The sequence below is a fragment of the Loktanella atrilutea genome (genome assembly GCF_900128995.1).
GTDB lineage: Bacteria > Pseudomonadota > Alphaproteobacteria > Rhodobacterales > Rhodobacteraceae > Loktanella > Loktanella atrilutea.
In genome coordinates this window covers 94,236-120,189 of the sequence record NZ_FQUE01000005.1, presented here as the reverse complement: position 1 = coordinate 120,189, position 25,954 = coordinate 94,236, and the positions used below count along the sequence as shown (strand labels likewise).

Annotated in this window: 27 protein-coding genes and 1 tRNA gene; 16 read left to right on the top strand and 12 right to left on the bottom strand. The window is 67.6% G+C overall.

What is annotated here, in order from left to right:
- Positions 1 to 83 precede the first annotated feature (83 nt).
- Together nrdR and ribD are read left to right on the top strand one after the other, a co-directional pair.
- On the top strand, positions 84 to 551 hold the full coding sequence (gene nrdR, locus BUA54_RS11860; protein WP_072857469.1) for a transcriptional regulator NrdR: 468 nt from the start codon (positions 84 to 86) through the stop codon (positions 549 to 551).
- Positions 548 to 1,633, top strand: coding sequence for a bifunctional diaminohydroxyphosphoribosylaminopyrimidine deaminase/5-amino-6-(5-phosphoribosylamino)uracil reductase RibD (gene ribD / locus BUA54_RS11855; protein ID WP_072857468.1), 1,086 nt, complete (start codon positions 548 to 550; stop codon positions 1,631 to 1,633). The genes nrdR and ribD overlap by 4 nt, the downstream gene beginning before the upstream one ends.
- Here the strand turns inward: ribD and BUA54_RS11850 are convergent.
- The 9 genes from BUA54_RS11850 to BUA54_RS11810 all read right to left on the bottom strand — a co-directional run bounded on the left by BUA54_RS11850 (position 1,630) and on the right by BUA54_RS11810 (position 13,262).
- Positions 1,630 to 3,651 (bottom strand): capsular polysaccharide biosynthesis protein, encoded by a 2,022-nt coding sequence (locus tag BUA54_RS11850; protein WP_072857467.1) that lies wholly within the window; start codon positions 3,649 to 3,651, stop codon positions 1,630 to 1,632. The genes ribD and BUA54_RS11850 overlap by 4 nt on opposite strands.
- A 5-nt stretch (positions 3,652 to 3,656) precedes the next feature.
- Positions 3,657 to 4,787 (bottom strand): polysaccharide biosynthesis/export family protein, encoded by a 1,131-nt coding sequence (locus BUA54_RS11845; protein ID WP_143155411.1) that lies wholly within the window; start codon positions 4,785 to 4,787, stop codon positions 3,657 to 3,659.
- 177 nt (positions 4,788 to 4,964) lie between these two features.
- On the bottom strand, positions 4,965 to 6,851 hold the full coding sequence (locus tag BUA54_RS11840) for a bifunctional sugar phosphate isomerase/epimerase/4-hydroxyphenylpyruvate dioxygenase family protein (RefSeq protein ID WP_072857466.1): 1,887 nt from the start codon (positions 6,849 to 6,851) through the stop codon (positions 4,965 to 4,967).
- Complete coding sequence (locus BUA54_RS11835; RefSeq protein WP_072857465.1) at positions 6,848 to 7,690, bottom strand: shikimate dehydrogenase family protein; 843 nt, start codon at positions 7,688 to 7,690, stop codon at positions 6,848 to 6,850. Before BUA54_RS11835 ends, BUA54_RS11840 begins: the two co-directional genes overlap by 4 nt.
- Positions 7,687 to 9,192, bottom strand: a complete 1,506-nt coding sequence (locus tag BUA54_RS11830) for a tripartite tricarboxylate transporter permease (protein WP_072857464.1) — start codon at positions 9,190 to 9,192, stop codon at positions 7,687 to 7,689. The genes BUA54_RS11835 and BUA54_RS11830 overlap by 4 nt, the downstream gene beginning before the upstream one ends.
- On the bottom strand, positions 9,192 to 9,755 hold the full coding sequence (locus tag BUA54_RS11825) for a tripartite tricarboxylate transporter TctB family protein (protein WP_072857463.1): 564 nt from the start codon (positions 9,753 to 9,755) through the stop codon (positions 9,192 to 9,194). The genes BUA54_RS11830 and BUA54_RS11825 overlap by 1 nt, the downstream gene beginning before the upstream one ends.
- Positions 9,756 to 9,869: 114 nt before the next feature.
- Entirely contained in the window at positions 9,870 to 10,874 is a 1,005-nt protein-coding gene (locus BUA54_RS11820; protein ID WP_072857462.1) for a Bug family tripartite tricarboxylate transporter substrate binding protein, read from the bottom strand.
- A 116-nt stretch (positions 10,875 to 10,990) separates the two neighbouring features.
- Positions 10,991 to 11,914, bottom strand: coding sequence for a LysR family transcriptional regulator (locus BUA54_RS11815; RefSeq protein ID WP_072857461.1), 924 nt, complete (start codon positions 11,912 to 11,914; stop codon positions 10,991 to 10,993).
- Positions 11,915 to 11,975: 61 nt separating this feature from the next.
- Entirely contained in the window at positions 11,976 to 13,262 is a 1,287-nt protein-coding gene (locus tag BUA54_RS11810; protein ID WP_072857460.1) for a capsule biosynthesis protein, read from the bottom strand.
- A 175-nt stretch (positions 13,263 to 13,437) separates the two neighbouring features.
- Here BUA54_RS11810 and BUA54_RS11805 point away from each other — a divergent pair, with 175 nt between their 5' ends.
- The 8 genes from BUA54_RS11805 to BUA54_RS11770 all read left to right on the top strand — a co-directional run bounded on the left by BUA54_RS11805 (position 13,438) and on the right by BUA54_RS11770 (position 18,636).
- On the top strand, positions 13,438 to 14,040 hold the full coding sequence (locus BUA54_RS11805; protein ID WP_072857459.1) for a riboflavin synthase: 603 nt from the start codon (positions 13,438 to 13,440) through the stop codon (positions 14,038 to 14,040).
- Positions 14,040 to 14,600: a hypothetical protein gene (locus BUA54_RS11800; RefSeq protein WP_084114367.1), complete on the top strand. Its 561-nt coding sequence runs from the start codon at positions 14,040 to 14,042 to the stop codon at positions 14,598 to 14,600. The genes BUA54_RS11805 and BUA54_RS11800 overlap by 1 nt, the downstream gene beginning before the upstream one ends.
- Before the next feature lie 72 nt (positions 14,601 to 14,672).
- A complete protein-coding gene (ribB, locus tag BUA54_RS11795; RefSeq protein ID WP_072857458.1) occupies positions 14,673 to 15,803 on the top strand; it encodes a 3,4-dihydroxy-2-butanone-4-phosphate synthase in 1,131 nt (376 codons plus the stop codon).
- Complete coding sequence (locus tag BUA54_RS11790; RefSeq protein WP_425434966.1) at positions 15,803 to 16,330, top strand: 6,7-dimethyl-8-ribityllumazine synthase; 528 nt, start codon at positions 15,803 to 15,805, stop codon at positions 16,328 to 16,330. The genes ribB and BUA54_RS11790 overlap by 1 nt, the downstream gene beginning before the upstream one ends.
- Positions 16,327 to 16,794: a transcription antitermination factor NusB gene (nusB, locus tag BUA54_RS11785; protein WP_072857456.1), complete on the top strand. Its 468-nt coding sequence runs from the start codon at positions 16,327 to 16,329 to the stop codon at positions 16,792 to 16,794. The genes BUA54_RS11790 and nusB overlap by 4 nt, the downstream gene beginning before the upstream one ends.
- Positions 16,795 to 16,936: 142 nt before the next feature.
- Complete coding sequence (locus tag BUA54_RS11780; protein WP_072857455.1) at positions 16,937 to 17,491, top strand: HdeD family acid-resistance protein; 555 nt, start codon at positions 16,937 to 16,939, stop codon at positions 17,489 to 17,491.
- A 268-nt stretch (positions 17,492 to 17,759) separates the two neighbouring features.
- Entirely contained in the window at positions 17,760 to 18,224 is a 465-nt protein-coding gene (locus tag BUA54_RS11775) for an MmcB family DNA repair protein (RefSeq protein ID WP_072857454.1), read from the top strand.
- A 1-nt stretch (position 18,225) separates the two neighbouring features.
- Positions 18,226 to 18,636, top strand: coding sequence for a thioesterase family protein (locus BUA54_RS11770; RefSeq protein WP_072857453.1), 411 nt, complete (start codon positions 18,226 to 18,228; stop codon positions 18,634 to 18,636).
- On the opposite strand, the gene BUA54_RS11765 is transcribed toward BUA54_RS11770, so the two are convergent.
- The gene (locus BUA54_RS11765; protein WP_072857452.1) at positions 18,623 to 18,814 is read right to left on the bottom strand and encodes a DUF6324 family protein; all 192 of its coding nucleotides are present in this window, start codon (positions 18,812 to 18,814) and stop codon (positions 18,623 to 18,625) included. The two genes, BUA54_RS11770 and BUA54_RS11765, sit on opposite strands and share 14 nt — an antisense overlap.
- A 66-nt stretch (positions 18,815 to 18,880) precedes the next feature.
- Between BUA54_RS11765 and BUA54_RS11760 the strand changes: the two genes are divergently transcribed.
- The 6 genes from BUA54_RS11760 to BUA54_RS11735 all read left to right on the top strand — a co-directional run bounded on the left by BUA54_RS11760 (position 18,881) and on the right by BUA54_RS11735 (position 23,609).
- Entirely contained in the window at positions 18,881 to 19,366 is a 486-nt protein-coding gene (locus BUA54_RS11760) for a GNAT family N-acetyltransferase (RefSeq protein ID WP_072857451.1), read from the top strand.
- Between the two features lie 44 nt (positions 19,367 to 19,410).
- Positions 19,411 to 19,487 (top strand) — tRNA-His (locus BUA54_RS11755).
- Positions 19,488 to 19,695: 208 nt separating this feature from the next.
- Entirely contained in the window at positions 19,696 to 20,724 is a 1,029-nt protein-coding gene (locus tag BUA54_RS11750) for an RluA family pseudouridine synthase (RefSeq protein WP_072857450.1), read from the top strand.
- 164 nt (positions 20,725 to 20,888) lie between these two features.
- On the top strand, positions 20,889 to 21,785 hold the full coding sequence (gene rpoH / locus BUA54_RS11745; protein ID WP_072857449.1) for an RNA polymerase sigma factor RpoH: 897 nt from the start codon (positions 20,889 to 20,891) through the stop codon (positions 21,783 to 21,785).
- A gap of 132 nt (positions 21,786 to 21,917) precedes the next feature.
- Positions 21,918 to 22,877 (top strand): Gfo/Idh/MocA family protein, encoded by a 960-nt coding sequence (locus tag BUA54_RS11740; RefSeq protein ID WP_072857448.1) that lies wholly within the window; start codon positions 21,918 to 21,920, stop codon positions 22,875 to 22,877.
- Positions 22,878 to 22,922: 45 nt separating this feature from the next.
- Positions 22,923 to 23,609 (top strand): NAD(P)-dependent oxidoreductase, encoded by a 687-nt coding sequence (locus tag BUA54_RS11735; protein WP_072857447.1) that lies wholly within the window; start codon positions 22,923 to 22,925, stop codon positions 23,607 to 23,609.
- Here the strand turns inward: BUA54_RS11735 and BUA54_RS11730 are convergent.
- Together BUA54_RS11730 and BUA54_RS11725 are read right to left on the bottom strand one after the other, a co-directional pair.
- Positions 23,590 to 24,090 (bottom strand): GNAT family N-acetyltransferase, encoded by a 501-nt coding sequence (locus BUA54_RS11730; protein WP_072857446.1) that lies wholly within the window; start codon positions 24,088 to 24,090, stop codon positions 23,590 to 23,592. The two genes, BUA54_RS11735 and BUA54_RS11730, sit on opposite strands and share 20 nt — an antisense overlap.
- The gene (locus BUA54_RS11725; RefSeq protein ID WP_084114363.1) at positions 24,087 to 25,910 is read right to left on the bottom strand and encodes a M3 family oligoendopeptidase; all 1,824 of its coding nucleotides are present in this window, start codon (positions 25,908 to 25,910) and stop codon (positions 24,087 to 24,089) included. Before BUA54_RS11725 ends, BUA54_RS11730 begins: the two co-directional genes overlap by 4 nt.
- Between the last annotated feature and the right edge of the window lie 44 nt (positions 25,911 to 25,954).

The window sequence follows — 25,954 nt, the reverse complement described above, 5'->3', positions numbered from 1 at the left end:
AAGGCTGGGGCGGGGCCTATAGTCGCTGTGGATAACTCGGGGACCAACCCCAAGACGCGGACGATCAGACAAGGACAGGCCCCATGCGTTGCCCCTTTTGCGGAAATGTCGATACTCAGGTCAAGGATTCCCGCCCGGCAGAGGATCACGTCGCGATCCGCCGACGCCGCTTCTGCCCCGCCTGCGGCGGCCGCTTCACCACCTACGAACGGGTGCAGCTGCGCGACCTCGTCGTGATCAAATCGAACGGCCGGCGCGAGGATTTCGACCGCGACAAGCTGGAACGCTCGATCCGCATCGCCCTGCAGAAACGCCCGGTAGAGCCCGAGCGCATGGACCAGATGATCTCCGGCATCGTGCGGCGGCTGGAAAGCATGGGCGAAACCGACATCCCTTCCGGCACCATCGGAGAGATCGTGATGGAAAGCCTCGCCCGCATTGACACGGTCGCCTACGTGCGCTTTGCAAGTGTCTACAAGAACTTTCAGGCCGCCGATGATTTCGAGAAATTCATGAACGATTTGCGCCCGAACACCAAATCGGACCAATGACCGCCGCCGATACGCGGTTCATGACGCTGGCGCTGGCCCTCGGGCGGCGCGGCATGGGACAGGTCTGGCCCAATCCCGCCGTCGGCTGCGTCATCGTGCAGGGCGACGTCATCGTCGGGCGCGGCACCACCCAGCGCGGCGGCCGGCCCCACGCGGAACGCGTGGCCCTCGATCAGGCCGGGGATGCGGCGCGCGGCGCCACCGTCTACGTGACGCTCGAACCCTGTGCCCATACGGGCAAGACGCCACCCTGCGCCGATGCGCTGATCGACGCTGGCGTCGCCCGCGTCATCGTCGCCACCGGCGACCCCGATCCGCGCACCGCGGGGCAGGGCATCGCCCGCCTGCAGGCGGCGGGCATCGCCGTCGATCTCGGCCTGATGCGGCGAGAGGCAGAGCGCGATCACGCCGGTTTCCTCAAGCGCGTCACGGCGGGCCGGCCCGTGGTCACGCTGAAACTCGCCAGCAGCCTCGACGGGCGCATCGCCACCGCCAGCGGCGAAAGCCGCTGGATCACCGGCACGCAGGCCCGCCGCGCGGTCCATGCCCTGCGGGCCCGCCACGACGCGGTGATGGTCGGCGCCGGCACCGCCCGCGCCGACGACCCCATGCTCGATGTCCGCGATCTGGGGGACGTCCGCCAGCCGGTCCGCGTCGTCCTGTCGCGCGACCTGAACCTGCCGATCAACGGCCGCCTGGCCCAGACCGCCCGGCAGCAGCCCGTCTGGCTCTGCCACGGTCCCGACGCCAATCCCCGTGACTGGCAGCAGGCGGGGGTCGAGACGCTGGCCTGCGACCTGTCCCACAACCAGATCGACCCGCTTTCTGCCCTGCGCGCGCTCGCCGCCCGCGGCATCACCCGCGTGCTGTGCGAAGGCGGCGGGCATCTCGCCGCCAGCCTGCTGCAGGCGAAACTGGTCGATGAACTCGTGGTGATCCACGCCGGCGTGGCCCTCGGCGCCGACGGGCTGCCCTCGCTGGCGGGCCTCGGCGTCCGTGATCTGGCACAGGCCCCGCGCTTCCGCCTCGACCGGCTGTCGCAGATCGGCGGCGACGTGATGCAGCACTGGCACCCGGTCTAGCGCCGCCAGATCCACGACTGAGAGGCTAGGACCCCCTGCGCCTTGGCCAGCAACCGGTTGCCCCGCGACGGCGCGGGGACCGTGCCCTCGCGCAACCGCTTCACCACCACCTCGACCGGGCAGGGCAGGCCCGTCACCGGGTCGTGGTAGCGCGGGTAGTCGATCAGCACCGCATGGACCAGCGCCGCAAGGTCGGGGCTGGCCGCCCGCCGCGGCACCGGCATCGCCCTGTCGTCGGTCAGTCCCCAGCCCGCATAGAACGGCATCCCGAGGCACGTGACCCGCTTGCCCCGCAGCAACGCCTCGAACCCCAGCGTGCTGGTCATGGTCCAGACCTCGTCCACCAGATCCAGCGCCGTGATCGCATCCATGACGGTCAGCACCGCGTCCGCGATCGCGTCCGCCTCCGGCACGGCGCCCTCGCGCAGTCCCGCCTCCACATCCGGGTGGGGCTTGTAAAGGATCACCGCCGCCGGGTTCGCCGCCCGCGCCGCGCGCAGCAGGCCGCCGTTCGTGGCCACATCCCCGGCCCCCAGCCGGATCGAGGCATCGTCCGCCACCTGTCCCGGAACCAGAATCCGCCGCCCCACCGGCAGCCCGCGCAGGGGATCGGTCGCACCCAGATTGTATTTCGACAACCGCCCCCGGCACAGTGCCGCAATCAGCGCCGTCGCCCGCGCCCGTGGACCGTCGGGCAGGGTGCAGGCGTCGGCGATCAGCGCCTCCAGCCGCGAGGGCCGCGTCGGATCGTAGTAGATCCCCAGATCGTCCAGCACCAGCGACAGCGGCGGGATCAGGTCGGCGCCCAGCCCGCGCGACCGCAGGAAGCCGTCCTCGATCCGCACCATGTCGGTGTCGGCCGGCGCCTTGGAGGCCCAGACCATGTGCCGCCGCCCGTCCGCGCCCTGCGGCGCACCGTCCCGCGCGAACCGCATCGGCACCTCGCGGCCAAAGACCTGCTGCAGCGGTCCCCGCTTCCACAGGCTGATCCGGTGCCCGGTCCAGCCCCTGCGGTCGTCGCGCCACGCCCGCGCCTGCGCGTCCAGCGTCGCGATGGCCTTTTCGATCCCGCACAGCCGGTCGTGATAGGGGTCGTACCACACCGGGTAGATCATCATCGCCGCAAGGAAAAGCTGCGCCCGCGTCAGCCGTCGTTGCCGCCGGTCCAGCGGCTTGCGGTCGTCGCTCAGACCCCAGCCGATATAGAACGGCTGGCCGAAGACCACCGGGCGGTGCCCCGCCATGATCGCCTCGAACCCCATCTGCGACGACACCGTATAGACCGCCACCGCGCCCGCCAGCAGGGCCTGCGGTGGGATGGCCGCGTCGCACAGGCTGATCCGCCCTTCCGCATGCTGCGCGTCGAAATAGCCCGGCCGGTGCCCCGCCGCCGTCTCGGGGTGGGTCCTGATGACGATCCGCGCCGTGGGGTGATCGGTCTGGGCGTAGAACAGCATCTCGCGGAACGTGTTGGCATCGGCCCCGCTGGCCGTCACCGCCGCATCGCTCCGCGTCTGGTCGATCACCAGCACGTAGCCCGGATCGGGCACCGCCGCCGCTGGATCGAAGGCGTTGTATTTCGACAGCCCCAGCCGCGCGATCTCGGCCATCGCCGCCTTCGCCCGGTTCAACGCCGCCGTATCGTCCAGCGGATCGTCGCGCAGGATGCACTCCAGATCGCTCGGCTGCGCGGGGTCGTAGTGCATGCCCCGGCTGTCGATCACCAGCCCAAGGGGCGGCTCTCCATCGCGGCCGGGCCGGACGGACCGCAGAAAGGCATCCTCCACCCGCACCACCGGCGCCGCGCGCCGCGCCGCCACCGCCTCGCCGCGCGGGGCGGTGGGGGAATGGCCCCAGACGCCCACCGCGTCGCCGTCACCGGGCAGGCCCAGCCGGATGTCCCAGCCCGCCAGCGTCAGGATGCGCCGCACCCGGCCTTGCGTCAGGAACCCGCCGTTGTAAACGAAAAGCCGCCGCAGGGTCTCCCCCGCGGCGGCCTCTGGCGCGTAAGGCCGCATGATCGCTACAGACCGGTCGTCGACTGCACGTTGTTCACCGCGTTCAGCGACCCGGTCGCCGCGGCGATGGTCTTGCTGAACTGGGCGAACGGGGCCTCGGTCACATAGACCGTGTCGCCGTCGCGGATCGCGAAATCGCGGGCCATGAACATGCCGTTCGGCCGCGTCAGGTCCAGCACGTAGACAACCCGTTGCGTGCCGGTCAGGTCCTGCCCCACCAGCTGCTCCGCGATCGCCTCGGGTTCGTTGCGGAACACGAAGACGCCGGTCGGATCGGCCACGGTGGACGACAGCCCGCCGACCTGCGCCAGCGCCTCGATGGCGGAAATCGTCGGCGTCTCGAACTTCACCCGGTTCTGCGTGCCGGTCGCGCCAAGCGCGGTAAAGGTCCGGCTGTCGGCCTTGACCACGATGGCGTCGCCGTCGCGCAGGGCGATGTCGTTGCGGGGATTGTTGTACAGGTCGTCATAGAAGATCTCGGCCCGCTGGTTGCCGCGCACCACGGTCACGCGCGCGATCTCGGGGTCGACCCCGATCCCGCCTGCCGCCGCCAGCATCGCGACCAGCGACCGCGTCGGGCGCTCGATCGGATAGACGCCCTGCGCGTTCACCGCACCCGACACCGATACCGTCGATCCGTCGCCCGCCAGCCGGCGCACCTGCACCTGCGGATCCGGGGTCTGGTCGGACAGCTTATCGGTGATGATACGGCGGATCGCCTCCGGCGTATTGCCGGCAGCTTTCACGCGCCCGGCGTAGGGCACGAAGATGAAGCCCTGACCGTCGACCTGCACCTCGTTCAGGATGGTGGCGTTCTGCCCCGTCGGCACCAGCAACCCGTCGTCGACGTTCTCGAAGATGGTCAGCCCCAGCGTATCGCCGGGATTGATGGTGTCGGACCCGACCTCGCCCGCGTTCAGGAAACCCGCGCTGAACCCCAGCGCAGGGGCCACGGCGGCGATGGCGTTGACGCGGTCGTCCACGGTCAGCACGAAGGCATCGCCCTCGCGCAGGACGGAGCCTGCGAAGATCTCGGATTTGTTCGGTCCCACGCGGGGCAGGGCGCAAGCGGCCAGGATGCCCAGCGTGACCACGAGAGCGACGCCCCGTGAAAGGCGCAATGTCAGGGATAGCACTGCTCGGTCTCCTCGACCTGTTATTATTCTGCCTCGGTCGTCTTTTCCCGTGAGGGTAGGGGAAAGGCACGGGGAAAGATAGTTTGGCCGGCGCCGGGCGCCGGTGTGCCGCCCGTCACTGTTGCTTTCCTGCCGCGATCCGACGGAATTGCCGCGGCCCCGTTCGGCCGAATCGCCCTACCGCGCCGGCATCGCCTTGCCGCGCTGCAACCGCTTCTGGGCCGCGATCCGGAACGCGGCGTTCGGCGCGCCATAGCCGTCGTAGCCCGCGTCGCGCTGCAGGATTTCAAGGAACATGCCCCCCGCGAAGGGCTGAGAGTAAAGCTGGAAGAACGCGCCCCCCGCATCCCGGTCGTAAAGGATGTTCAACGCCTGCATCCGCGCCAGCACCTCCGGGTCGATATCGAACCGCGCCGCCAGATCGGCATAGTAGTTCGCGGGCAGGGGCAGGCTCGCGAACCCCGTCTCTGCCAGCGCCGCGGCGGTGGCAAAGATGTCGTCGGTCGCCAGCGCCACGTGCTGCACCGGCGCGCCGAAGCTGTCCGCAAGGAAGGCCCCCGCAAAGGTCCGGTGCGATTCCGCCCCGTTCAGCGTGATCCTGAACGCGCCGCCGGGCGCCGACAGCGCCTGGCTTCGCACCAGCCCGTCGGGATCGGTCACATCGACCATCGGCGCCGTCTTCATGTCGAAAAGCGAGGTGTAGAACAGCGACCAGCTCAACATCTCGTCGTAGGTCATGGTCTGCGCGATATGATCCACGCGGGTCAGGCCGACGCCGGGGCCGGGCCGCGCGACGGGCGTGAACTCCGTCGCCCAGACATCCGACAGGGCGGCGCTGTCATCCAGAAAATGCAGCACGCTGCCCCCCAGCCCCCGGATTGCGGGGATGTCGGTCTGGCTCGGGCTCAGCGGCTGCGCAAAGGGGTCCGCCCCCAGCGCCCGCGCCCGGCCGATGGTGTCGGCGGCGGACCCCACCGACAACCCGATGTCATAGATGCTGGTGCCGTGCGCGCGGTAGATCGAGGCCGCCAGATCGCCCGGCTCCGCGTTGATCAGAATGCGGATCTCGCCCTGTTGCCACAGGGTCAGGCGCTTGACGGTGTGCCGCCCCACCTTGGTGAACCCAAGGCTCTGCAGCAGCGCCGCCAACGCCTCCGCGTCCTGTCCCTGCGACGCGAACTCGATGAAGGACACGCGATCCACGGTCGCCCGCGGCGGGAACGCGGGCAGGTCGGCCACGACCTCCGGCTCTGCCCGCCGCACGTCGTCCATCAGCGCCAGCAGCGACCGATAGCCGTCGCGGGCCACGTTGCGGGGCATTCCCCCGCGGAACTGGTCGTTGAAGATCTCGAGGCTGATCGGCCCGGCGTAGCCCGTCGCCATGACGGCGCGGGTAAAGGCGGTCACGTCCAGATCGCCTTCGCCCGGCATGCTGCGGAAATGACGCGACAGATACAGCAGGTCCATCTTGATCCGCGGCGCGTCCGCCAGCTGGACAAAGAAGATGCGGTCGCCGGGGATGCGGCGCAGCGTCTCCGGGTCGATGCCGCGGGCGAGGGTATGGAAACTGTCCACGATCAGCCCGATGTTCGGATGATCCGCGCGCCGCACGATCTCCCACGCGTCGCGGTGATCGTTGACGTGACGGCCCCAGGCCAGCGCCTCGTATCCCACCCGGATGCCCTGCGCCGCGGCGATCTCGCCCAGCTCTGCGAAATCCGCGGCGGCCCGGTCGATGCCGCCCAGCGCCTCGGGGTGGCCGCTGGAACAGAACAGCACCGTGTCGGTGCCAAGCTCGTTCATCACGTCGAACTTGCGCCGCGCCCGGTCAAAGGCCTTGGTCCGCAACGCGCCCGGCAGCCCCTCGAAATCGCGGAACGGCTGGAACAGCGTGATCTCCAGCCCGTGATCGCGGATCATCGCGCCCACGTCGCGCGGACTGCCCGCGTCGGTGATGAAATCCTGCTCGAAGATCTCGACCCCGTCGAACCCCGCGCTCGCGATCGCCTCCAGCTTCTCGCGCAGGGTGCCGGGGACGGAAACGGTCGCGATAGAGGTCTTCATGGCGCATCCTCCGCGTGGATCAGGTCGTGGCGCAGCCGGTCCTCGTCCAGCGGCAGGCCGGCAAAGATCGCCCAGGCGTGCACGCCCTGGTAAAAGAACAGCTCCCACCCGGATATCACCGTCAGGCCCTGCGCCGCCGCATCGGTCAGGAACTGCGTGTCGGCGGGGGTATAGACCGCGTCAAAGGCCCATGCGGCGCCCGTCATCGCCGCGGCGGGCAGGGGGGTGCCGTCATAGCCCACCATGCCGACCGGCGTGCAGTTGATCAGGCCCGCGGCACCCTTGGCCGCCTCGGTCGCGTCGACCCCCACGCTGACATGCAGGTCGGGCGCCGCGCGGCGCAGGTCGGCGGCCAGCGCCTCTGCCTTGGCCCGGTCGCGGTCGACCAGCCGCAGGTCGGTGGTGCCCAGCGCCACCAGCCCGAAGGCCACCGCCCGCCCCACGCCCCCCGTGCCGATCATCAGCACCGGCCCTGTCGGTGCGTCCCCGCGCACCCGCGCATAGGCGGCCTTGAACCCCGAATAATCCGTGTTCTGCCCCTGCGGCCCCGCCGCGTCGAAGATCACCGTGTTGACCGCGCCGATCGCCCGCACCAGCGGGTCGTCGATGCGCAGACCGTCGGTCACGACCTCCTTGTAGGGATAAGTCACGTTGATCCCGCGATAGCCGCCGTCGCGGCAGTCCTCGAAGACCTCGGCGAAGGTCTCGACCCGGTCCTTCGGCACCAGCCGGTCGTAGGTCACGTCGACCCCGTTCTGCTGCCCCGCCAGCCGGTGCAGCAACGGCGAGCGCGACCGCGCGATGTTGTCGCCGATCAACCCCAGTTTCAACGTTTTCATGCGCTTTCCTTCCGCAGCATCGCCTTGGCCTTGGCCCAGACCGGCGTCTGGCTGACGAAGATCAGGATCACGGCGACGAATAGCACCAGCGACAGCGGGCTGTGCAGGATGCCGCCAAAGAACCGGCCCAGATCCTCGCGGTCGGAAATGATCGCCCGCCGCCAGTTGTCGTCCAGCAGGCGGCTCAGGATCACACCAAGGATCACCGGCCCCAGCGGGTAGCCGTAGTGCCGCATGAAGTAGCCGAAGACGCCGAAGGCCAGCATCCAGTAGACATCCGTGATCGCGTTGTTCACCGCATAGGCGCCGACGATGCTCAGCAGCATGATCAGCGGGATCAGCACCGCGCGCGGCATCTCGACGATTCGGGTGAACAGCTTGATCCCCGTCAGGCCGAACAGCAGCATGAAGCAATTGGCGACACACAGCGCGCCTACGATGAACCAGAACATGTGCGGCTGATCGACCATCAGCATCGGACCGGGGTTCAGGCCATGGATGAACAACGCGCCGATCATGATCGCCGTGACCGCGTCGCCGGGAATGCCCAGTGTCATCATCGGGATGAAGGCCCCGCCGACGGCGGCGTTGTTGGCGGTCTCGGGCGCCACCAGCCCCTCGATCGCGCCCTGACCGAAGGGCACCTCGGGGTTCTTCGTCACGCGCTTGGCGTGGTCGTAGGCCATCAGCGCCGCGATATCGCCGCCGGTGCCGGGCAGCGCGCCGATGATGACCCCGATGGAGGACGTCTGCAGCGACAGCGGCAGGTGCCGCCGGACCGTGCCCCACGACGGGACGATGCGGCTGATCTTCTGCTTCACGGCGGTCTTGTCGGCGTGCTGCAGCTGCATCAGCGCCTCTGACACGCCGAACATGCCGATCATCACGGCGATGAAGGAAATCCCGCCCTCCAGCAGCCGAAAGTCGAAGGTGAAGCGTTCCGCGAATGTCAGTGGATCGCGCCCCACCGCCCCGATGGCAAGGCCAAAGGCCCCGGCAAAGATGCCCTTGACGAGGCTCCCGGTCGACAGCGACCCCACCAGCAGGATGCCAAGGACGGCCAGCAGCATGTAGTCGCGCGGCTGGAAACTCAGCGCGAAGTCCGACACGAAGGGCGCGGCCAGCGCCAGCACGATGATCCCGATGAAGCCGCCGATGAACGACATGACCGTTGTCACGCCGATCGCCGTCCCCGCCTCTCCCTTCTGGGCCATGGGATAGCCGTCCATCGCCGTGGCGATGGCGGAGGGCGCGCCGGGGATGTTCAGCAGGATCGCCGTGCGCGACCCGCCATAGACGCCGCCCATGTAGATGCCGATCATCAGCGCGATGGCCGGGTAGACGTCCCATGAAAAGGTGAAGGAGATCAGGATCGACACCGCCATCGTCACCGACAGGCCAGGGATCGCGCCGACGTAGACGCCCGCAAAGGTGCCGACACCCACCAGCAGGAACAGCTGCGGCTGGGTAAAGACCGTCAGGAAGGCCAGCACCGTCTCCATCACAGCACGCCCCCGAACAGGTTGCGCAGCATCTGCACGAATTCGGCCTCCGGCACGATGCCCGCAGGCATCAGGACCGAGAACACGAGCCGGAAGATCAGCCAGATGACGGCAAGGCTCAGCAGCGCGGTTCCCAGCGTAAAGCCCCAGCCCCGGCGCGACAGCACCTTGATCCCGACGATCAGGAACAGGGCAGAGGTCGGCAGGAACCCCAGCGGACGCAGCAGCAGGGCGTAGCCCACCAGCAGCCCGACGAACAGGATCACCGTGCCGGGCAGGATGTCCCGCGCCACGGTCTCGTCCGCCACCCGCGGTTGCCGCGCGGTGCGGACCGTCACGATCAGCGCCGTCACCACCATCACGGCAGAGGTCGCCATCGGGATCGCGCCGGGCGAGGACAGCTTTGACAGGCCCGCGATGCCGTAGGCGTTCCACAGCAGGGCAAGGCTGGCGACGGTCAGGAGGATCGCGAACACCAGTTCTCCCGGCCGACGCCGGGCGTCATAACCGCCGGGCAGCGCGTCGCTGCTGCCGTCGTGGTGGATGGGGTCGGGTGTGGTCATCGCGTCCTCCCAGACGGGTCTGCCATGTCGCTTGCAAAAAGGGCGCCGCACTTCCCGTCGAAGGCGGCGCCCGGTCCGGCGCAGGCGGCTGATCGTGCCGCCACGGGCCCGTGCCTACTCGGCAGGCTTTTCGATGCCGAACTCTTCGGGCGAGGCGCTGGTCAGGCCCGCGTCCTGCAGCAGCCACGCGGTGTTCTGCTGCCAGTTGGTCAGGAATTCCTCGGCCTCGTCGCCAGAGATATTCATCATCGTGAACCCGCGCTCGTCCATCAGCTTGACGAAATCCGCGTTCTCCGCACCCTGCTTGAAGGCATCGGACAGCTTGGCCACCACGTCGTCCGGCGTGCCCTCCTTGACGAAGACGCCAAAGAACGGACCCCAGGGCAGGTAGGCGCCGTAGGCCTCGTTCTCGGACACGATGGTCGGCACGTCGGGCAGCTTGTCGCTGGCTTCGGTGTCGAAGATCGCCAGCGGCTTCATGGTGCCGGCGCGGATACCCTCGATCGACGCGCCCAGCACGGCGGGCATCACGTCGATGGCGCCGCCCTGCAGCGCGGTCAGCGCCGGGCCGTCACCGTCGTAGGGCACGGAAATGACGTCGAGCTTGCCTTCCACCGTGTCCATCATCGCGGTGATGACCGACGGCAGGCCGCCGGGTCCGGTCGCGCCCAGCTTCAGCTCTCCCGGGTTGTCCTTGATGTACTGCATCATGCCGGCATAATCGTCGAAGGGCGCATCGTTGTTCGCCACCAGGATCGCGGTGCCGCGGGCCAGCAGGTCGACGGGGATGAAGTCGCCGTAATCCTTGTCGCCAAGTCCCATCACCTTGTAGAGCAGCGGGTTCTCGGCGCCCATCAGCAGGGTGTAGCCGTCGGCATCCGCACTCTCCACGTTGTTCAGCGCGATCGCGCCGACGCCGCCGGTCACGTTCTGCATGACCACGGTGCCGCCCAGCACCTCTTCGGCGTGGGGCGTGACGGCGCGCATCACCGTGTCGGTGGACCCGCCGGCCCCCCACTGGATGATGCCTTGGATTTCCTTGGTCGGATAGTCCTGCGCCTGCGCGGCCACGGCACCCAGCGCCAATGCGGATACGGTGGCCAGAATGATCTTGTTCATGTGGTTTCCTCCCTGAAACACGTGCCGCAAAGCCTTGGCGTCGCGGGACGGGGCATGTATCACCCGGATCGGGACGTAACGTCAAATGCTGAAATCTATCTCATCGTAACACGATGTTAATCGTGCATCGCATCCGCCCAATGCACATGCGCCTCCGCCAGCTCTTTGCCGAAATGCGCGATCGCCGCCTCGGCAAAGTTCGACATCACCCGCCCCTTCTTGGTCACGACATAGATGTCGATGGGCAACGTCTCGCGCACCGGGCGCCGGACCAGACCGGGCATGTAGACCTCGGCGACAGAGAACTCGTCGATCAGCGCCACCCCCAGCCCGTGCCGCACGAGGCTGACGACCGTCTGTGCGAAACGGCCGCGCAGGGTGTAATGCGGCTCGATCCCCGCCGCGCGGAACGGTTGCGCCATGATCGCGCCGTAGGGGTCGCTGGGATCGACGCCGATCAGGTCCTCCCGCGCCAGTTCCGCCACCGTGACGAAGGGTTGCCGGGCCAGCGGATGCGCCTCCGGCAGGATCGCCACGATCTTGCCCGCGGCGATCTTGCGGCTCTCCACCCCCGGATTGTCGACGTAGGAGCTCATGATGACGAACTCGCCCCGTTCCAGCAGCAGGTAATCCAGCGTCTCCTCGATCTTCAGCAGGTTCAGCTCGATCACAAGGTCCGGATAGCGCTGGCGCAGGTTGCGGATCGCCCGCGCCGCGATGAACTGCGCCACCGACGGGGCAGAGGCGAAGGACAGCCGCACGTCCTGACCCTTCTGCAGCGCGCCCAGCACGCTCTGCAGGTTCTCGACGCCCTTGTAGACCTCGCGGATCTGGTCGAACACCGCGCCCGCCTCGACCGAGGGGACGAACAGCCCCGCGCGCCGCTCGAACAGCCGGATGCCCAGCGATTCCTCCGTATGCTTGATCAGCCGGCTGATCCCGGGGGCAGAGACGTTCAGATGCTCAGCCGCGCCGTTGATCGTGCCGCGCAGCATGACGGCGCGGATGACCTCGACCTGCCGCAGGGTGATTTCGCGCATGCCGCCTCCCGATGTCGCCGCCGCATCTTACGCGACACGGCCCGGGGCGCCAGCCCACGCGTCAGGTGACGATCCGCAGCGGCTGGCGCGGCGGCGTCTTGCCTTGCGCCAGACTGTCGTAGGGGTCCGCCTCGGCCAGCATCATGTCCACGACCTGCCGCATCAGCTGCCGCCGGCCCTGCGAGGAATAGAACCCGCCGGGGACCTGCGACGTTTCCAGCAGGAACCGGCGATAGTCCTTGTAGGCGCGGGAATCCGGCCGGTCGGAGGCGGCGAAGAATTCCGGCAGCGGCTGCGCCGACACGAATTCCGGCTTGTTGTAGACCGCGTCGCCGAAGACCTTCAGCGGGATGCCGCGCCACAGGACCTGATGCGCTGCGGTGGAATTGACCGTGACCGCGGTGCGGGCGTGGTCCAGCAGCCGCGCCAGCTTGCCGCCGCGCACGAAATGCACCCGGTCCGCGACGCCCGCCTGCCGCGCCAGCCTGCGGATGATCGCCTTGGTCGGGCTGCGGTCGTTGTCCAGCGGATGCGCCTTGAAGACAAGGTGATGGTGCCGCGGCGTCGCCCCGGCAAAGCCGTCCATCACCACGGTCAGGAACTCCTCCATCCGGGTAAAGGGCGAATGCTTCTGGAAGCTGGCGTCGTGTTCCAGCTGCAGCAGGACAAGGTGATAGGGAAAGCCGCCCAGCCGGATGCGCAGCGTGGCGATCCGCCGGTCCAGCGCGATCCACGGCATCAGCAGCAGCCGCTTGGTGTAAAGCCATGTCTCGACCGCGACCGGCAATTCCCTGTGGCGGCGAAAGTTGCGGTACGCGCCGTTCCGGAACATCACGAACCAGTGGTAAAGCGCGCCATAGAACACGTGGTGCCGCATGTCGCCCCAGTGCGCGGGCGGCGTCGGCACGTCGAGGTCGGACATCGCCAGTGCCGCACGCATGTCCGCGACGCTCATGTCCATCAGCCGCGAATGGCCGTTGGTGCCGCCGCGTTCGTAGGTGATCCAGTAGGGGCGCATGTAGCCTTCCTCGAAGACATGGATGCGCAGCCCCATCTGCCGCGCCGCGGCGACGGCGCCCGCATGGATCGGCCGGGTATCGCCGTAAAGCACGATATCGGTGATGCCGTGTTCCGCCACGATGGCGCGGAAGGTGTCGGGCCACTGGTCCTGCGGCGCCTGAAAGGGGATGTAGCCCGGCGCCCCGAACCAGAACGCCCGGTCGCCCGCGTTGAACCCCACGCGCCAGACCTCGGCCCCCGCCGCGCGCAGCATCTTGGCCAGCCGGTGCAGGAACGGCCCGTGCGGGCCTTGCAGGAACAGGAAATGGCGCGGCGCGGTCAGGGTCAATGGGTCAATCTTCACTCGGTCTCGGCACAGGCCCCACTCTCGCGCGGGTCGCAGGCGACATTAACCTCTTGCGCGGGCGAAATTAAGGCGTTTCGGCGGCGTGGCACGCATGTCGCACCGCTTGTCTGCGGCGGATGTAGGGTTTACCTCGATACAAACCGTGAAGGAGCGTGCCATGTTTACCGGAATCGTCACCGATGTGGGCCATGTGCTGCAGGTGGACCAGCGCGGCGACCTGCGCGCCCGCATCGCCACCGCCTACGACCCCGACGGCATCGACATCGGCGCCTCCATCGCCTGCGAGGGGGTGTGCCTGACCGTCGTCGCCCTGGGCCGCGATCCGCAGCCCTGGTTCGACGTCGACATCAGCGCCGAGACGGTCGGCGCCACCAGCCTTTCACGGCACCCGTGGGAACCCGGCAAGCGCCTCAACCTCGAACGCGCGCTGAAGGTGGGGGACGAACTCGGCGGTCACATCGTATCCGGCCACGTCGACGGCGTGGCCGAGGTCGTGGCGATGCACGACGAGGGCGACAGCACCCGCTTCACCTTCCGCGCGCCTGAATCGCTGGCGAAGTTCATCGCGCCCAAGGGCTCCGTCGCGCTGAACGGCACCTCCCTGACGGTGAACGCCGTCGACGGCCGCGACTTCGGCGTGAACATCATACCGCACACCAAGGCCGTCACCACATGGGGCGAAACCCGCGTCGGCGACGCGATCAACCTCGAGGTCGATACGATGGCCCGCTACGTCGCCCGCCTGCGGGACTACGACTGATGGCGGGCATCGGCCACAACTCCGGCCGGGTGAGAGAGCCGGGCCACGCCTTTCGCACCCTGGCCTGGGCCAAGGCCCGCCGCGACCTGCTGCCCGTCCTGCCGATCGAGGTGGTGCGTCTGCGGGTGAAGCGCGCGCAGGCCCTCGGGTTGCCCTACAAGACCTATGCCGGCATCCGCGCCAGCACCGGACACGACCTGATCGGATTCCTCTTCTCTTCCAACGCGCTGCGGGTGCTGCGCGACGGCGACGCGATCCCGCGGGACCGGGCCGGGCGGCTGGCGGCGGTTCAGGCGGACCGGGTCGGCGTGGCGCAGCCGCGGGTCACGCCAACAGCCCTGGCGGCCAAGCCGGGCCTTGATGCGGCCTGTGCCGCCCCCGCGATCACCCTGTCCTGGGCCGCGACCCGCGATCACCTGAAGACCGCCGTCCGCGCCCGTGGCGCCGCCGCCGACCGCTACGTCATCGTGGGCGACACGGCGCTCGAACGCGACTGGGTGGCGGCCGCTGGCGCGGCGGGCTGGGTCGCCGCCGCGCAGTATTTCGACGCGGGCGCCTGACGCCCCGGCGGCGATCTTTTCAAACCGCTCGGTCTGGGCTATCTGCCGGGGCGACACGCCAAAGGAATCCCGATGACCCAGCCCTTTCAGACTCCCGGTCCGGTCGAACGCGACTGGTCCGATGCGATCAGTCCGATCGAGGACATCATCGAGGACGCCCGCAACGGCCGCATGTTCATCCTCGTCGACCACGAGGACCGCGAGAATGAGGGCGACCTCGTGATCCCCGCGCAGATGGCGACGCCCGACGCGATCAACTTCATGGCGACCCACGGCCGCGGCCTGATCTGCCTGACCTTGCCCGGCAGCCGCATCGACGCGCTGGGCCTGCAACTGATGAGCACCAACAACGCCTCGCGCCACGAAACCGCCTTTACGATCTCGATCGAGGCGCGCGAGGGCGTGACCACCGGCATCAGCGCCCACGACCGGGCGCGCACCGTGTCCGTGGCCATCGACGCCAGCAAGGGCGCCGCCGACATCGCGACGCCGGGCCATGTCTTTCCCCTGCGCGCCAAGGACGGCGGCGTGCTGGTCCGCGCCGGCCACACCGAGGCCGCGACCGACATCAGCCGCCTCGCCGGGCTGAACCCCTCTGGCGTGATCTGCGAGATCATGAAGGACGACGGCGAAATGGCGCGCCTGCCGGACCTGATCGCCTTCGCCCAGCTGCACGGGCTGAAGATCGGCACGATCAGCGACCTGATCGCCTACCGCCGCCGCCACGACAACCTCGTGCGCCAGCAGTCCAGCCAGACGATCACCAGCGAGTTCGGCGGCACATGGGACATGCGGATCTATACGGACGAGACGCAGGGCGCCGAGCATATCGCGCTGATCAAGGGCGACGTGACGACCGACGCGCCGGTGCTGGTGCGGATGCACGCACTGGACCCGATGCTGGACGTGGTGGGCGCCGGCCCGCGCGGCCGGCGCAACGAGTTCAGCGACGCGATGGAACTGATCGCGGCCGAAGGCCGCGGCGTGCTGGTCCTGCTGCGCGACCTGCACATGAAGATGGTGCCCGACGACGAGGTCTCGCCACAGACCCTGCGGCAATACGGGCTGGGTGCGCAGATCCTGTCCTCGCTGGGGCTGCACCGGATCGAACTGCTGACCAATTCGCCGAAACCCAAGGTCGTGGGCCTCGACGCCTACGGGCTGGAGATTACAGGCACCCGCAAGATCTCGGAGATCGGATGATGGCCGGACCCATGCACTACAGCCTGCCGCTGCCCGCCTTCGACACGCCGGTGAAGCTGCTGGCCGTCGCATCGCCCTATTACAAGGACATCTTCGACCAGCAGATCGCCGGCGCCCGCGCCATCTGCGATCAGGCGGGGGTAGAGCTGGAAGTGGCCGAGGTCCCCGGCGCGCTGGAAATCCCGACCGCCATCGGCATCGCGGCACGGATGAGCAACTTAGACGGCTATGTCGCACTGGGCTGCGTGATCCGTGGCGAGACGACCCATTACGACACGGTCTGCAACGATTCCTCGCGCGGGCTGACGCTGCTGGGGCTGCAGGGGCTGTGCATCGGCAACGGCATCCTGACGGTAGAGAATTACGAACAGGCCGCCGTGCGGGCGCAGGCGGACGGGCAGAACAAGGGCGGCGGGGCCGCGGCGGCGGCGTTGCACCTGATCGCCCTGTCCCGCAAGTGGGGCCGCACCGGCAAGCCTGTCGGTTTCACCGCGACGACGCTGGCCAAGGGCGGTGACACCGTATGACCGTTTCCAACAACCAGCGCCGCAAGATGCGCACCGCGGCCCGGCTTTACGCGGTGCAGGCCCTGTTCCAGATGGAGGCGATCGGCCAGACCGTCGATGCGGTGATGCGCGAGTTCGAGGACCATCGTTTCGGCGAGATCTTCGACGACGTGGAGATGCAGGAAGGCGATGTCGACACCTTCCGCGGGTTGATGGAACGCGCGGTGGACGAACAGGCGCGCATCGACCAGATGACCGACCGGGCGCTGGTGGCGAAATGGCCCCTCGGCCGGATCGACCCCACGCTGCGCGCCCTGTTCCGCGCCGCGGGCGCCGAATTGGTCATGGGCGACACGCCGCCGCGCGTGGTCATCACCGAGTTCGTCGACGTGGCCGGCGCGTTCTTTCCCGACGGGCGCGAGCCGCGATTCGTGAACGCGGTACTGGATCACATGGCGCATGAAGTGACGCCCGGCGGATTTTGATTTTGGGGGTGGGGCGGGCCCCGCCCGCCCACCCCTTTTTCGGGGCGCTGCCCCGGACCCCGAGGTATTTGAGACGAGAAGAAGGTGGAACCGGCCTGCCGATCCGGCTGTTCGTCCGGTATAAAGTTTGCCGGAGGTTATCATGACCCATACGCCTGATCCCCTTCCTCCCAGTATCATGGATGCGGTGCGCGCGCACCGCGGGCGGTTCCGCACCATCGGCATCGTGATGATCGTGGTGGGGGTGTTGGCGGTGCTGTTTCCGCTGGTCTTTTCCGTGGTGGCCAAGGTCGCGCTGGGCTGGGTCTTCCTGCTGACCGGGGCGGTGCTGTTGTGGCACGCGGTGCAGTCGCGCGGTTGGCGGTCTGGCCTGCTGGCGGGGTTCATCGCTGTCCTGCAGCTGGCGCTGGGCGTCTATCTTGCCTTCTTTGCCCTGACCGGGCTGGTCGGGCTGACCTTTCTGCTGGGTGTCGTCTTTCTGATGCAGGGCGCGGCGGAAGGCGTGATCGCGGTCCAGCACCGGCCTGAACGAGGCTGGGGCTGGCTGGCGCTCAATGGCGTCGTGACGCTGTTGCTGGGCCTGCTGCTGATCGCGGGGCTTCCGGGCACGGCGCTATGGGCGATCGGGGTCATGCTGGGGGTGAATTTCATCTCGACCGGGGTGGCCTTCATAGCGCTTGCGCGCAGCGCGGGATGATGGTGGCGGGAACCGCTGCAAACGTGCGAGGGCTTATTCCCGAGGACCTGTATGTACAGGTGGGCACCGGTTAATCGGACCAGGGTCCGGACAGAGCCAGCGCCCTCGGATTTGCTTAAGGCCACTGGAATGTAGCCCCCATGCGCACGGGAAGAGCAGAAACCCGCCACCGCTCAAGTTAGGCGCGGGGGGGCTGTCCGGCAAGGGGGGACGGCGGAAATCGCGCCGTGGGCTTGACCCGTGTTTCCGGTTTGTTCATATCTTGGCCATGCCGGATGATTTCACACCTCCTGACCTGATGCCCGGACAGTTGCTGGCGCGGGGCGTGTCGCGCCATCTGCGTGGCCACGATTTCGTCACGGTAGAGGAACTGGTGCCCGCGCCGGGGTTGCGGGTCGATGTCATGGCACTGGGCCCGAAGGGCGAGATCTGGATCGTGGAGTGCAAGTCGTCCCGCGCGGATTTCCTGGCGGATGCGAAGTGGCAGGGCTACCTCGCGTGGTGCGACCGGTTCTTCTGGGCGGTGGGGCCGGCCTTTCCGACCGAACTGCTGCCGGAAGGGTCCGGGCTGATGATCGCCGACAGTTATGACGCGGAAATTCTGGCGATGGGGCCGGAAACGAAGCTTGCGCCGGCGCGGCGCAAGGTCATGATCCAGAAATTCGCCCGCCATGCGGCGGTGCGGGCGCAGGCGGCGCGTGACCCGGGGTTCGTGCTGCCGTTCGGAGGGTGAGATGCTGACAGTGGGATTGCGGGCCGAGGCGCGGATGATCGTGACGGAGGCCATGCTGGTACCGGGGGCGGCGGGGGTCTTCGGCGACTTCTCCGCCATGCCGCGGGTGCTGGCGACGATGTATCTGGTGGGGTTTCTGGAGGAGACGGCGATCAAGTGCATCCTGCCGCATCAGGATGCGGGGCAGCATTCGCTGGGGACAGACATCAATGTCACCCACGTCGCGCCGACGCCCGAGGGGATGGAGATCCGGGCGGAGGCGGAACTGATCGAGGTCGCGGGGCGCAGCCTGCGGTTCCGCGTTGCCGCATGGGATGCGGACGGGCTGATCGGAGAGGGGACGCACCGGCGCGCCACGATCGACGTGGCACGCTTCAACGCCAAGATCGTCGCGAAGTCTAGCGCGGCTTGACGGCGCGGGCGGCATGGGCCGCGGCGCGGATCTCCTCGGCGATCTCCTCGGCTTCCTCGGGGTCGAAATCCATCGGGATCTCCATCGTGCCGGAGGTGATGAAGAGGCGCACCATGCCGAGTTCGGTCGGGCCGATCTGCATGTTCGCTTCGAGGTCGCGTTCGTCGTTGATACCCATGGCCCGCTCCTGCAATGATGGGTCGAGTTAGGATGAACCGGGCGGCTTGGCAAGGGCGGGGGCACGATGACCGGCAACGTGATCAGGGACTTTCGCGGCGATACGGATGGCGACTGGGTCGTGGCGCGCCATGCGGCGCTCTATGCCCGGGACGAGGGCTTCGACGCCAGTTTCGGTGAACTGGTCCGGCAGATCGTCACCGATTTCACGAACGCCCACGATCCGGCCTGCGAACATGGCTGGATCGCGGAGCGGGAGGGTACGCGGGCGGGATCGATCTTTTGCGTGCGGCAGACGGCGGACCTTGCCAAGCTGCGTCTGTTTCTGGTGGAGCCGGAGGCGCGCGGCACCGGGCTGGCACAGGGGCTGCTGGCGACCTGCATGGGATTCGCGCGGGACGCGGGATACAAGGGCATGACGCTTTGGACGCACGAGAGCCACGTGGCGGCGGGGCGGCTTTACGCGCGGACCGGGTTCACGCTGGAACGGTCGGTGCCCGCGCGGTCCTTCGGCGTCGACGTGGTCGAGCAGCACTGGCAGATTGCTCTCTAGGGGTCTTGCAATCGCGGGACCGGTTCGCTAAATCCCGCCCCAGTGCCGCGTTAGCTCAGTTGGTTAGAGCGCTTGATTGTGGATCAAGAGGTCCCTGGTTCGAGACCAGGACGTGGTACCATCCTTCCCCCGCCCTTCGCCGCCAGCCGCCGCCCAACGGGTCGGGAAAATACATTTGGAAATGCAAATGTTTCGCATGCGATACATATTATGTAAAATAAAACAATGTGTTAACCTGTGTGAAAGACGGATGACCGGACCGTGCGGTCCGTAACCCCGTGACAAGGCGGGGCGGCGGGGCTATGCGGCCCGCTTGCAAGGAGTTTCCGATGGCCGAGCGCGTCACGTTCCAGATCGACACCGACCCGCCCGCGCGGCTGGACAAGGCCCTTGCGCGGGATGTGCCCGAGGATGCGGTGCTGTCGCGGTCGCGGCTGAGTCGGCTGATCGTCGAGGGCGCGGTAGAGATCGACGGCACCGTCGTGACCGATCCGCGCGCCCGCGTGGCGGAAGGGGCCGCGGTCGCCATCACGGTGGAAGACGCGCAGGACAGCCATATCGCGCCGCAGTACATCGCGCTGGACATCGTCCACGAGGATGCGGACCTGATCGTGCTGAACAAGCCCGCGGGCATGGTCGTGCATCCGGCGCCCGGCAGTCCCGATGGCACGCTGGTCAATGCGCTGATCCATCACTGCGGCGACGATCTGAGCGGCGTCGGCGGGATGAAGCGGCCCGGGATCGTGCACCGGATCGACAAGGAGACCTCTGGCCTGTTGGTGGTGGCGAAGTCGGATGCGGCGCATCAGGGGCTGGCGGCGCAGTTCGCAGCCCATACGGTGCAGCGGCGCTATCTGGCGGTCTGCTTCGGCGTGCCGGATGCGAACGACCCGCGCCTGCGGGGGGTGAAGGGCACCAGTTTCGAGCCCGGCAACATCCTGAAGATCCAGACGCTGCTGGGCCGCCACCGGACCGACCGGCAGAAACAGGCGGTCTCGTTCCAGTCCGGTCGCCACGCGGTCACCCGGGTGCGGATCGTGGAGCCGCTGGGCACGCCCGCGGTGGCTGCGCTGGTGGAATGCTGGCTGGAGACCGGGCGCACGCACCAGATCCGCGTGCATCTGGCCCATTGCGGTCACGGGCTGATCGGCGACCCTGTCTATGGCGGGCGGCAGAAGCTGGCCGCGCGCGCGGTGGGCGAGGGCGGCGTGGCCGCGGCTCGCGCCTTTCCCCGGCAGGCGCTGCATGCGGCGACGCTGGGATTCGTGCATCCGGTGAGCGGCGAAACGCTGGAGTTTGCCGCGGACCTGCCGGAGGATATGGCGCAGCTTTTGCGCGATTTGAGGCGGCAGGGCTGACGATGCCGGGCTGGTGTGCGTTATCGCACAGAGATTACGGGTGCGTGACGGAACGGCTACGGTCATACATTGTTAATCCAGAGCAGTGACGATGATTGAAAACCGCGCCACGTCGACCCATATGGATGTTAAGCCCGTGAACATCGGGCAGAGGGGAACCTGACATGAGTGACTACAAGAACCTTCCGGCGCCTTCTCCTGAACAGGGGCTGAACCGTTACATGCAGGAGATCCGCAAGTTTCCGATGCTGGAGCCGGAGACCGAATACATGCTGGCCAAGCGCTGGACCGAGAACGAGGATACCGACGCGGCCCATCAGCTGGTCACGTCGCATCTGCGGCTGGCGGCGAAGATCGCCATGGGCTATCGCGGCTACGGCCTGCCGCAGGCCGAGGTGATTTCCGAGGCCAACGTCGGGTTGATGCAGGCGGTGAAGAAGTTCGACCCCGAGAAGGGGTTCCGGCTGGCGACCTATGCCATGTGGTGGATCCGGGCGGCGATCCAGGAATACGTCCTGCGGTCGTGGTCGATGGTGAAGCTGGGCACGACGAGCGCCCAGAAGAAGCTGTTCTTCAACCTGCGCAAGGCCAAGAACCGGATCGGCGCGCTGGAGGAAGGCGACTTGCGCCCCGAGAACGTGCAGCGCATCGCCACCGACCTTGGCGTGACCGAGGCGGAGGTCGTGTCGATGAACCGGCGTCTGTCGGGCGGCGATGCGTCGCTGAACGCGACGGTCGGGTCCGAGGGCGAAGGCACGATGCAGTGGCAGGACTGGCTGGAGGACGAGGACGCCGACCAGGCCGGCGACTACGAGGAGCGTGACGAGCTGGAGAATCGCCGCGAGATGCTGGCCGAGGCGATGGAGGTCCTGAACGACCGCGAGAAGGACATCCTGATGCAGCGGCGGCTGAACGACGAGACGATCACGCTGGAGGATCTGTCCTCGCAATACGACGTGAGCCGCGAGCGGATCCGCCAGATCGAGGTCCGGGCCTTCGAGAAGCTGCAGAAGCGGATGCGCGAGCTGGCGGCCGAGCGGGGGATGCTTGAGGGCGCGTGAGCGTTTCGCTAGGGTCGTGATGAATTGCTCCCGTCGGATGCCTCCGGCGGGAGTATTTTTTGAAAAAGCGAGGACGGCGTCGGCGGTGGGATGACCGGCGGGCGTTTTCCTTGCAAGTGGAAGGAAATTGCGATGCGGTGGGGGATACTGGGGGCGGCGCATTTCGCGCGGACGCAGATGGGGCCCGCGATCCATGCAGCCAAGGGGGCGGAGCTGGTGGCGCTGGCGACCTCTTCGGCGGAAAAGGCCGAGGGATTCCAATCCTTTGCGCCGGGTCTGCGGGTGCATCGGGACTACGATGCGCTGCTGGCGGATCCCGGTGTGGATGCGGTCTATATCCCGCTGCCGAACCATCTGCATGTCGACTGGACCGTGAAAGCGCTGGAAGCGGGCAAGCACGTCCTGTGCGAAAAGCCGATCGCGCTGCAGGCGGCGCAGATCGACAGGATCATCGCCGCGCGGGATGCCAGCGGCAAGATGGCGGCAGAGGCCTTCATGATCGTGCATCATCCGCAGTTCGTGCGCGCGCGCGAACTGGTGCGGGGCGGCGCGATCGGGCGGCTGCGGCATGTGGAGGTGGTCTTTACCTACAACAACCCGGACAGGGCCAACATCCGCAACAAGCCCGAGACGGGGGGCGGCGGCTTGCCGGACATCGGGGTCTATGCCTTTGGCGCGGCGCGGTTCGTCACGGGGGCGGAGCCGGTGGCGGTGACCCACGCGCGGGTCGATTACGAGGGGGGCGTCGACGTCTTTGCGCAGGTGGCGGCGGATTTCGGCGACTTCACCTATGGCGCGGTGGTGTCTACTCGGATGCAGCCGGCCCAGAGCATCCTGTTTCACGGCGACACCGGTCTGGTGCGGCTGACCAGTCCGTTCAACGCCAATGTCTATGACATGGCGGAGCTGGTGCTGGAGACGGAGGCGGGCAAGCGGACGCACGAGCGCTGGCCGGCGGCGAATCACTACGTCCTGCAGGTGGAGGCTTTCGGCGCCGCGGCGCAGGGTGCCGATTATGCCTGCCCGCTGGAGTTCAGCCGTGGCACGCAGGCGATGATGGACATGGTCTTTGCCGCCGCGGGGAACCGCTGAGCCGGGCGGGGGTTGGCCCCGCAGACAAAAGCGGGGCCAGTCAGGATGACGACGTTTGCAGTTCTGGGCGCGGCCGGCGGTGTCGGCCGGGCGCTGGTGGATCAGGCGCTGGCGCGCGGGCACAGTGTGCGCGCGGTCGAGCTTGACTGGCCGGAGGCGGAGGCGCGCGACGGGCTGGAGCTGTGTCGCGCGGATGTGCTGAACGACGATCTGTCGGCGTGTTTTTCCGGCGTCGACGCGGTGCTGTCCTGTCTGGGGGTCGGCAATGCGGCGAAGACGCTGCTGGACCCGCCGCCGCTTTATACCCGTGGGACGACCAATATCCTGCGGGGGATGCATCAGGCGGGGGTGGACCGGCTGGTCGTGATCTCTGCCAGTTTCGTCGAGGCCAAGAACCGCGGACCGCTGTATTTCCGGTTGCCGGCCATGGCGGCGCTGCACAATGTGCTGGACCAGATGGCCGAGATGGAGGCGCAGCTGCGGACCAGCGATGTGGACTGGACAGCGGTGCGGCCCGGCTGGCTGATGGAGGGGGCGGTGACGGGCGATTATACCGTGACCGCCGATGTCATCCCCGAGGATCTGATCCGCACGCGGATGGCGGATGTGGCGCATTTCATGCTGGATCTGGGCGAGAACGGCGGCTGGTCGCGGCAGACCCCCGCGCTGGCCCGCAAGGAAGCGGCGGAGGCGTCGTCGCTGAGCACCGTCGTCAGGCAGATGATCGGCTGAGGGCCGGTTCGAGTGTCATGTGCAGAATGTGCTGCGGGCCCGCGTCGCCGCCCAGATAGTGTGCCCCATTGTCGACGAAGCCGCCGTTGAGGTAGCTTTTGCGGGCGCCTGGATTGCGCAGGTTCACGGTCAGCCAGATGTCGGTGGCACCGGGGTAGTGGCGCGCCAGATAGACGGGCAGGGCACGGATCATGGCGCTGCCGATGCCGCGGCCCTGATGCCGGTGGTCGACGATCACGCTGCGCAGGCCGAGATCGCCGGGGGCGGCGAAGTCGTGAATGCGGGCATAGTCGAGGTCGATACGGAAGAAGCCGACCAACGCGCCATCCGCGTGGATCACATGGATGTCCATGTCTGCATCGGGTTGCGTGACGAATTGCTCCGCCTGGCCGGAAAACACGACCTGTTCCGGCGCGACCTTGAGCGCACAGACCGCGTCGTGCTGGTCCGGCGTGTAGGGGGCGAGGGTGACGACGCTCATGCGTCGTCCTCCATCGCCTCGAGTTCGTCGATGAAGCCTTCGATCATCGACAGGCCCTTGTCCCAGAAGGCGGGGTCGGCGGCGTCGAGGCCGAAGGGGGCCAGCAGTTCGGTGTGGTGCTTGGACCCGCCCGCCTTGAGCATGTCGAAATACTTGGTTTTGAAGTCCGGGTCGCCTTCGGCGTAGACCGCGTAGAGGGCGTTCACCAGACCGTCGCCGAAAGCGTAGGCGTAGACGTAGAAGGGCGAGTGGACGAAGTGCGGGACGTAGGTCCAGAACGTCTCGTACCCCGCGTGGAAGTCGAAGACGGGGCCGAGGCTTTCGGCCTGCACGCTCATCCACAGGGCGTTGATGTCGTCGGGCGTCAGTTCACCTTTCGCGCGGGCGGCGTGCAGCTTGCATTCGAAGTCGTAGAAGGCGATCTGGCGGACGACCGTGTTGATCATGTCCTCGACCTTGCCGGCGAGGAGGACCTTGCGCTCCTGCTTTGTCTTCGCGCCGTCGAGGAGCTTGCGGAAGGTCAGCATCTCTCCGAACACGGAGGCGGTTTCGGCCAACGTAAGGGGGGTGGAGGAGAGCAGTTCGCCCTGACCGGCGGCAAGCCGCTGGTGGACGCCGTGGCCGAGTTCATGGGCGAGCGTCATCACGTCGCGCGGTTTGCCGAGGTAATTCAGCATGACGTAGGGGTGCACGGTGCTGACGGTCGGGTGGGCGAAGGCACCGGGGGCCTTGCCGGGCTTCACGCCCGCGTCGATCCAGCCATCGGTGAAGAAGGGTTTGGCAAGTTCGGCCATTTCGGGCGCGAAATCGGCGTAGGCGTCCAGCACCATGCCCTTCGCCTCTTCCCAGTTGACGATGCGGTCGGTGTCCATCGGCAGGGGCGCGTTGCGGTCCCATGTCTGCATCCTGTCGAGGCCGAGCCATTTGGCCTTCAGTGCGTAATAGCGATGCGACAGGCGGGGATAGGCGGCGACGACGGCGTTGCGCAGCGCCTCTACCACCTCGGGTTCCACATGGTTGGACAGGTGGCGGCCGTATTGCGGGGTCGGCATCTTGCGCCAGCGGTCCTCGATCTCCTTCTCTTTCGCGAGGGTGTTGTGGACGCGGGCGAAGAGCTTGACGTTCGCGGCGAAGACCTGCGACAGCGCCGTGCTCGCGGCCTCGCGCTTGGCGCGGTCGCGGTCGGTCAGCAGGTTGAGGGTGGATTCGAGGTTCAGGGGTTCGCCGTCGACGTCGAAGGTCAGGCCGGCCATGGTCTCGTCGAAGAGGCGGTTCCATGCGGCGGCGCCGACGGTGCTTTGGTCGTGCAGGAACTTTTCCATCTCGTCGGACAGCTGGTGCGGCTTCATCGCGCGCATGCGGTCGAAGACCGGCTTGTAGCGGCGCAGGTCGGCGTTCTGATCCATGAGATCGGCCAGATGGGCGTCGTCGAGGCGGTTGAATTCAAGGCCGTAGAAGACAAGCGGCGTGGTGTAGGTCGTCATCCGGTCCTGACAGTCGGCCATGAACTTGCCGCGTTCGTCATCCGTCGTGATCTGGTAGTAGCGCAATCCGGCGTAGGACATGATGCGCCCGGCGATGATGTCGATGTTCTCGTACCGCTTGACGGCGTCCAGCAGGCCGGCGGCGTCCAGATCGGCGAGCTTGCCTTCGTAGTCGGCGGCGAAGTCGGCGCAGGCGGCCTCGAGCCAGTCCATGTCGCGCTTGATCTCTGCGCTGTCGGGGGCGGGGTAGAGGTCGGTCAGGTCCCATTCGGGCAGGTCGCCGAGGTTCTTGCCGCCCGCGTCTGTGTGGGCATCGAAGGCGGGGGCATGAGTCATGGGGCTGGTCCTGTCTGGATGGGTTGCGGGTGACATAGGCGCTG

Excerpts from the sequence above, each read along its gene's own strand:
- nrdR (WP_072857469.1), top strand. The coding sequence starts at position 84 with ATGCGTTGCCCCTTTTGCGGAAATGTCGATACTCAGGTCAAGGATTCC.
- ribD (WP_072857468.1), top strand. The coding sequence starts at position 548 with ATGACCGCCGCCGATACGCGGTTCATGACGCTGGCGCTGGCCCTCGGG.
- BUA54_RS11850 (WP_072857467.1), bottom strand. The coding sequence starts at position 3,651 with ATGCGGCCTTACGCGCCAGAGGCCGCCGCGGGGGAGACCCTGCGGCGG.
- BUA54_RS11840 (WP_072857466.1), bottom strand. The coding sequence starts at position 6,851 with ATGAAGACCTCTATCGCGACCGTTTCCGTCCCCGGCACCCTGCGCGAG.
- BUA54_RS11835 (WP_072857465.1), bottom strand. The coding sequence starts at position 7,690 with ATGAAAACGTTGAAACTGGGGTTGATCGGCGACAACATCGCGCGGTCG.
- BUA54_RS11830 (WP_072857464.1), bottom strand. The coding sequence starts at position 9,192 with ATGGAGACGGTGCTGGCCTTCCTGACGGTCTTTACCCAGCCGCAGCTG.
- BUA54_RS11825 (WP_072857463.1), bottom strand. The coding sequence starts at position 9,755 with ATGACCACACCCGACCCCATCCACCACGACGGCAGCAGCGACGCGCTG.
- BUA54_RS11820 (WP_072857462.1), bottom strand. The coding sequence starts at position 10,874 with ATGAACAAGATCATTCTGGCCACCGTATCCGCATTGGCGCTGGGTGCC.
- BUA54_RS11815 (WP_072857461.1), bottom strand. The coding sequence starts at position 11,914 with ATGCGCGAAATCACCCTGCGGCAGGTCGAGGTCATCCGCGCCGTCATG.
- BUA54_RS11805 (WP_072857459.1), top strand. The coding sequence starts at position 13,438 with ATGTTTACCGGAATCGTCACCGATGTGGGCCATGTGCTGCAGGTGGAC.
- BUA54_RS11800 (WP_084114367.1), top strand. The coding sequence starts at position 14,040 with ATGGCGGGCATCGGCCACAACTCCGGCCGGGTGAGAGAGCCGGGCCAC.
- ribB (WP_072857458.1), top strand. The coding sequence starts at position 14,673 with ATGACCCAGCCCTTTCAGACTCCCGGTCCGGTCGAACGCGACTGGTCC.
- BUA54_RS11790 (WP_425434966.1), top strand. The coding sequence starts at position 15,803 with ATGGCCGGACCCATGCACTACAGCCTGCCGCTGCCCGCCTTCGACACG.
- nusB (WP_072857456.1), top strand. The coding sequence starts at position 16,327 with ATGACCGTTTCCAACAACCAGCGCCGCAAGATGCGCACCGCGGCCCGG.
- BUA54_RS11780 (WP_072857455.1), top strand. The coding sequence starts at position 16,937 with ATGACCCATACGCCTGATCCCCTTCCTCCCAGTATCATGGATGCGGTG.
- BUA54_RS11775 (WP_072857454.1), top strand. The coding sequence starts at position 17,760 with ATGCCGGATGATTTCACACCTCCTGACCTGATGCCCGGACAGTTGCTG.
- BUA54_RS11770 (WP_072857453.1), top strand. The coding sequence starts at position 18,226 with ATGCTGACAGTGGGATTGCGGGCCGAGGCGCGGATGATCGTGACGGAG.
- BUA54_RS11765 (WP_072857452.1), bottom strand. The coding sequence starts at position 18,814 with ATGGGTATCAACGACGAACGCGACCTCGAAGCGAACATGCAGATCGGC.
- BUA54_RS11760 (WP_072857451.1), top strand. The coding sequence starts at position 18,881 with ATGACCGGCAACGTGATCAGGGACTTTCGCGGCGATACGGATGGCGAC.
- BUA54_RS11750 (WP_072857450.1), top strand. The coding sequence starts at position 19,696 with ATGGCCGAGCGCGTCACGTTCCAGATCGACACCGACCCGCCCGCGCGG.
- rpoH (WP_072857449.1), top strand. The coding sequence starts at position 20,889 with ATGAGTGACTACAAGAACCTTCCGGCGCCTTCTCCTGAACAGGGGCTG.
- BUA54_RS11740 (WP_072857448.1), top strand. The coding sequence starts at position 21,918 with ATGCGGTGGGGGATACTGGGGGCGGCGCATTTCGCGCGGACGCAGATG.
- BUA54_RS11735 (WP_072857447.1), top strand. The coding sequence starts at position 22,923 with ATGACGACGTTTGCAGTTCTGGGCGCGGCCGGCGGTGTCGGCCGGGCG.
- BUA54_RS11730 (WP_072857446.1), bottom strand. The coding sequence starts at position 24,090 with ATGAGCGTCGTCACCCTCGCCCCCTACACGCCGGACCAGCACGACGCG.
- BUA54_RS11725 (WP_084114363.1), bottom strand. The coding sequence starts at position 25,910 with ATGACTCATGCCCCCGCCTTCGATGCCCACACAGACGCGGGCGGCAAG.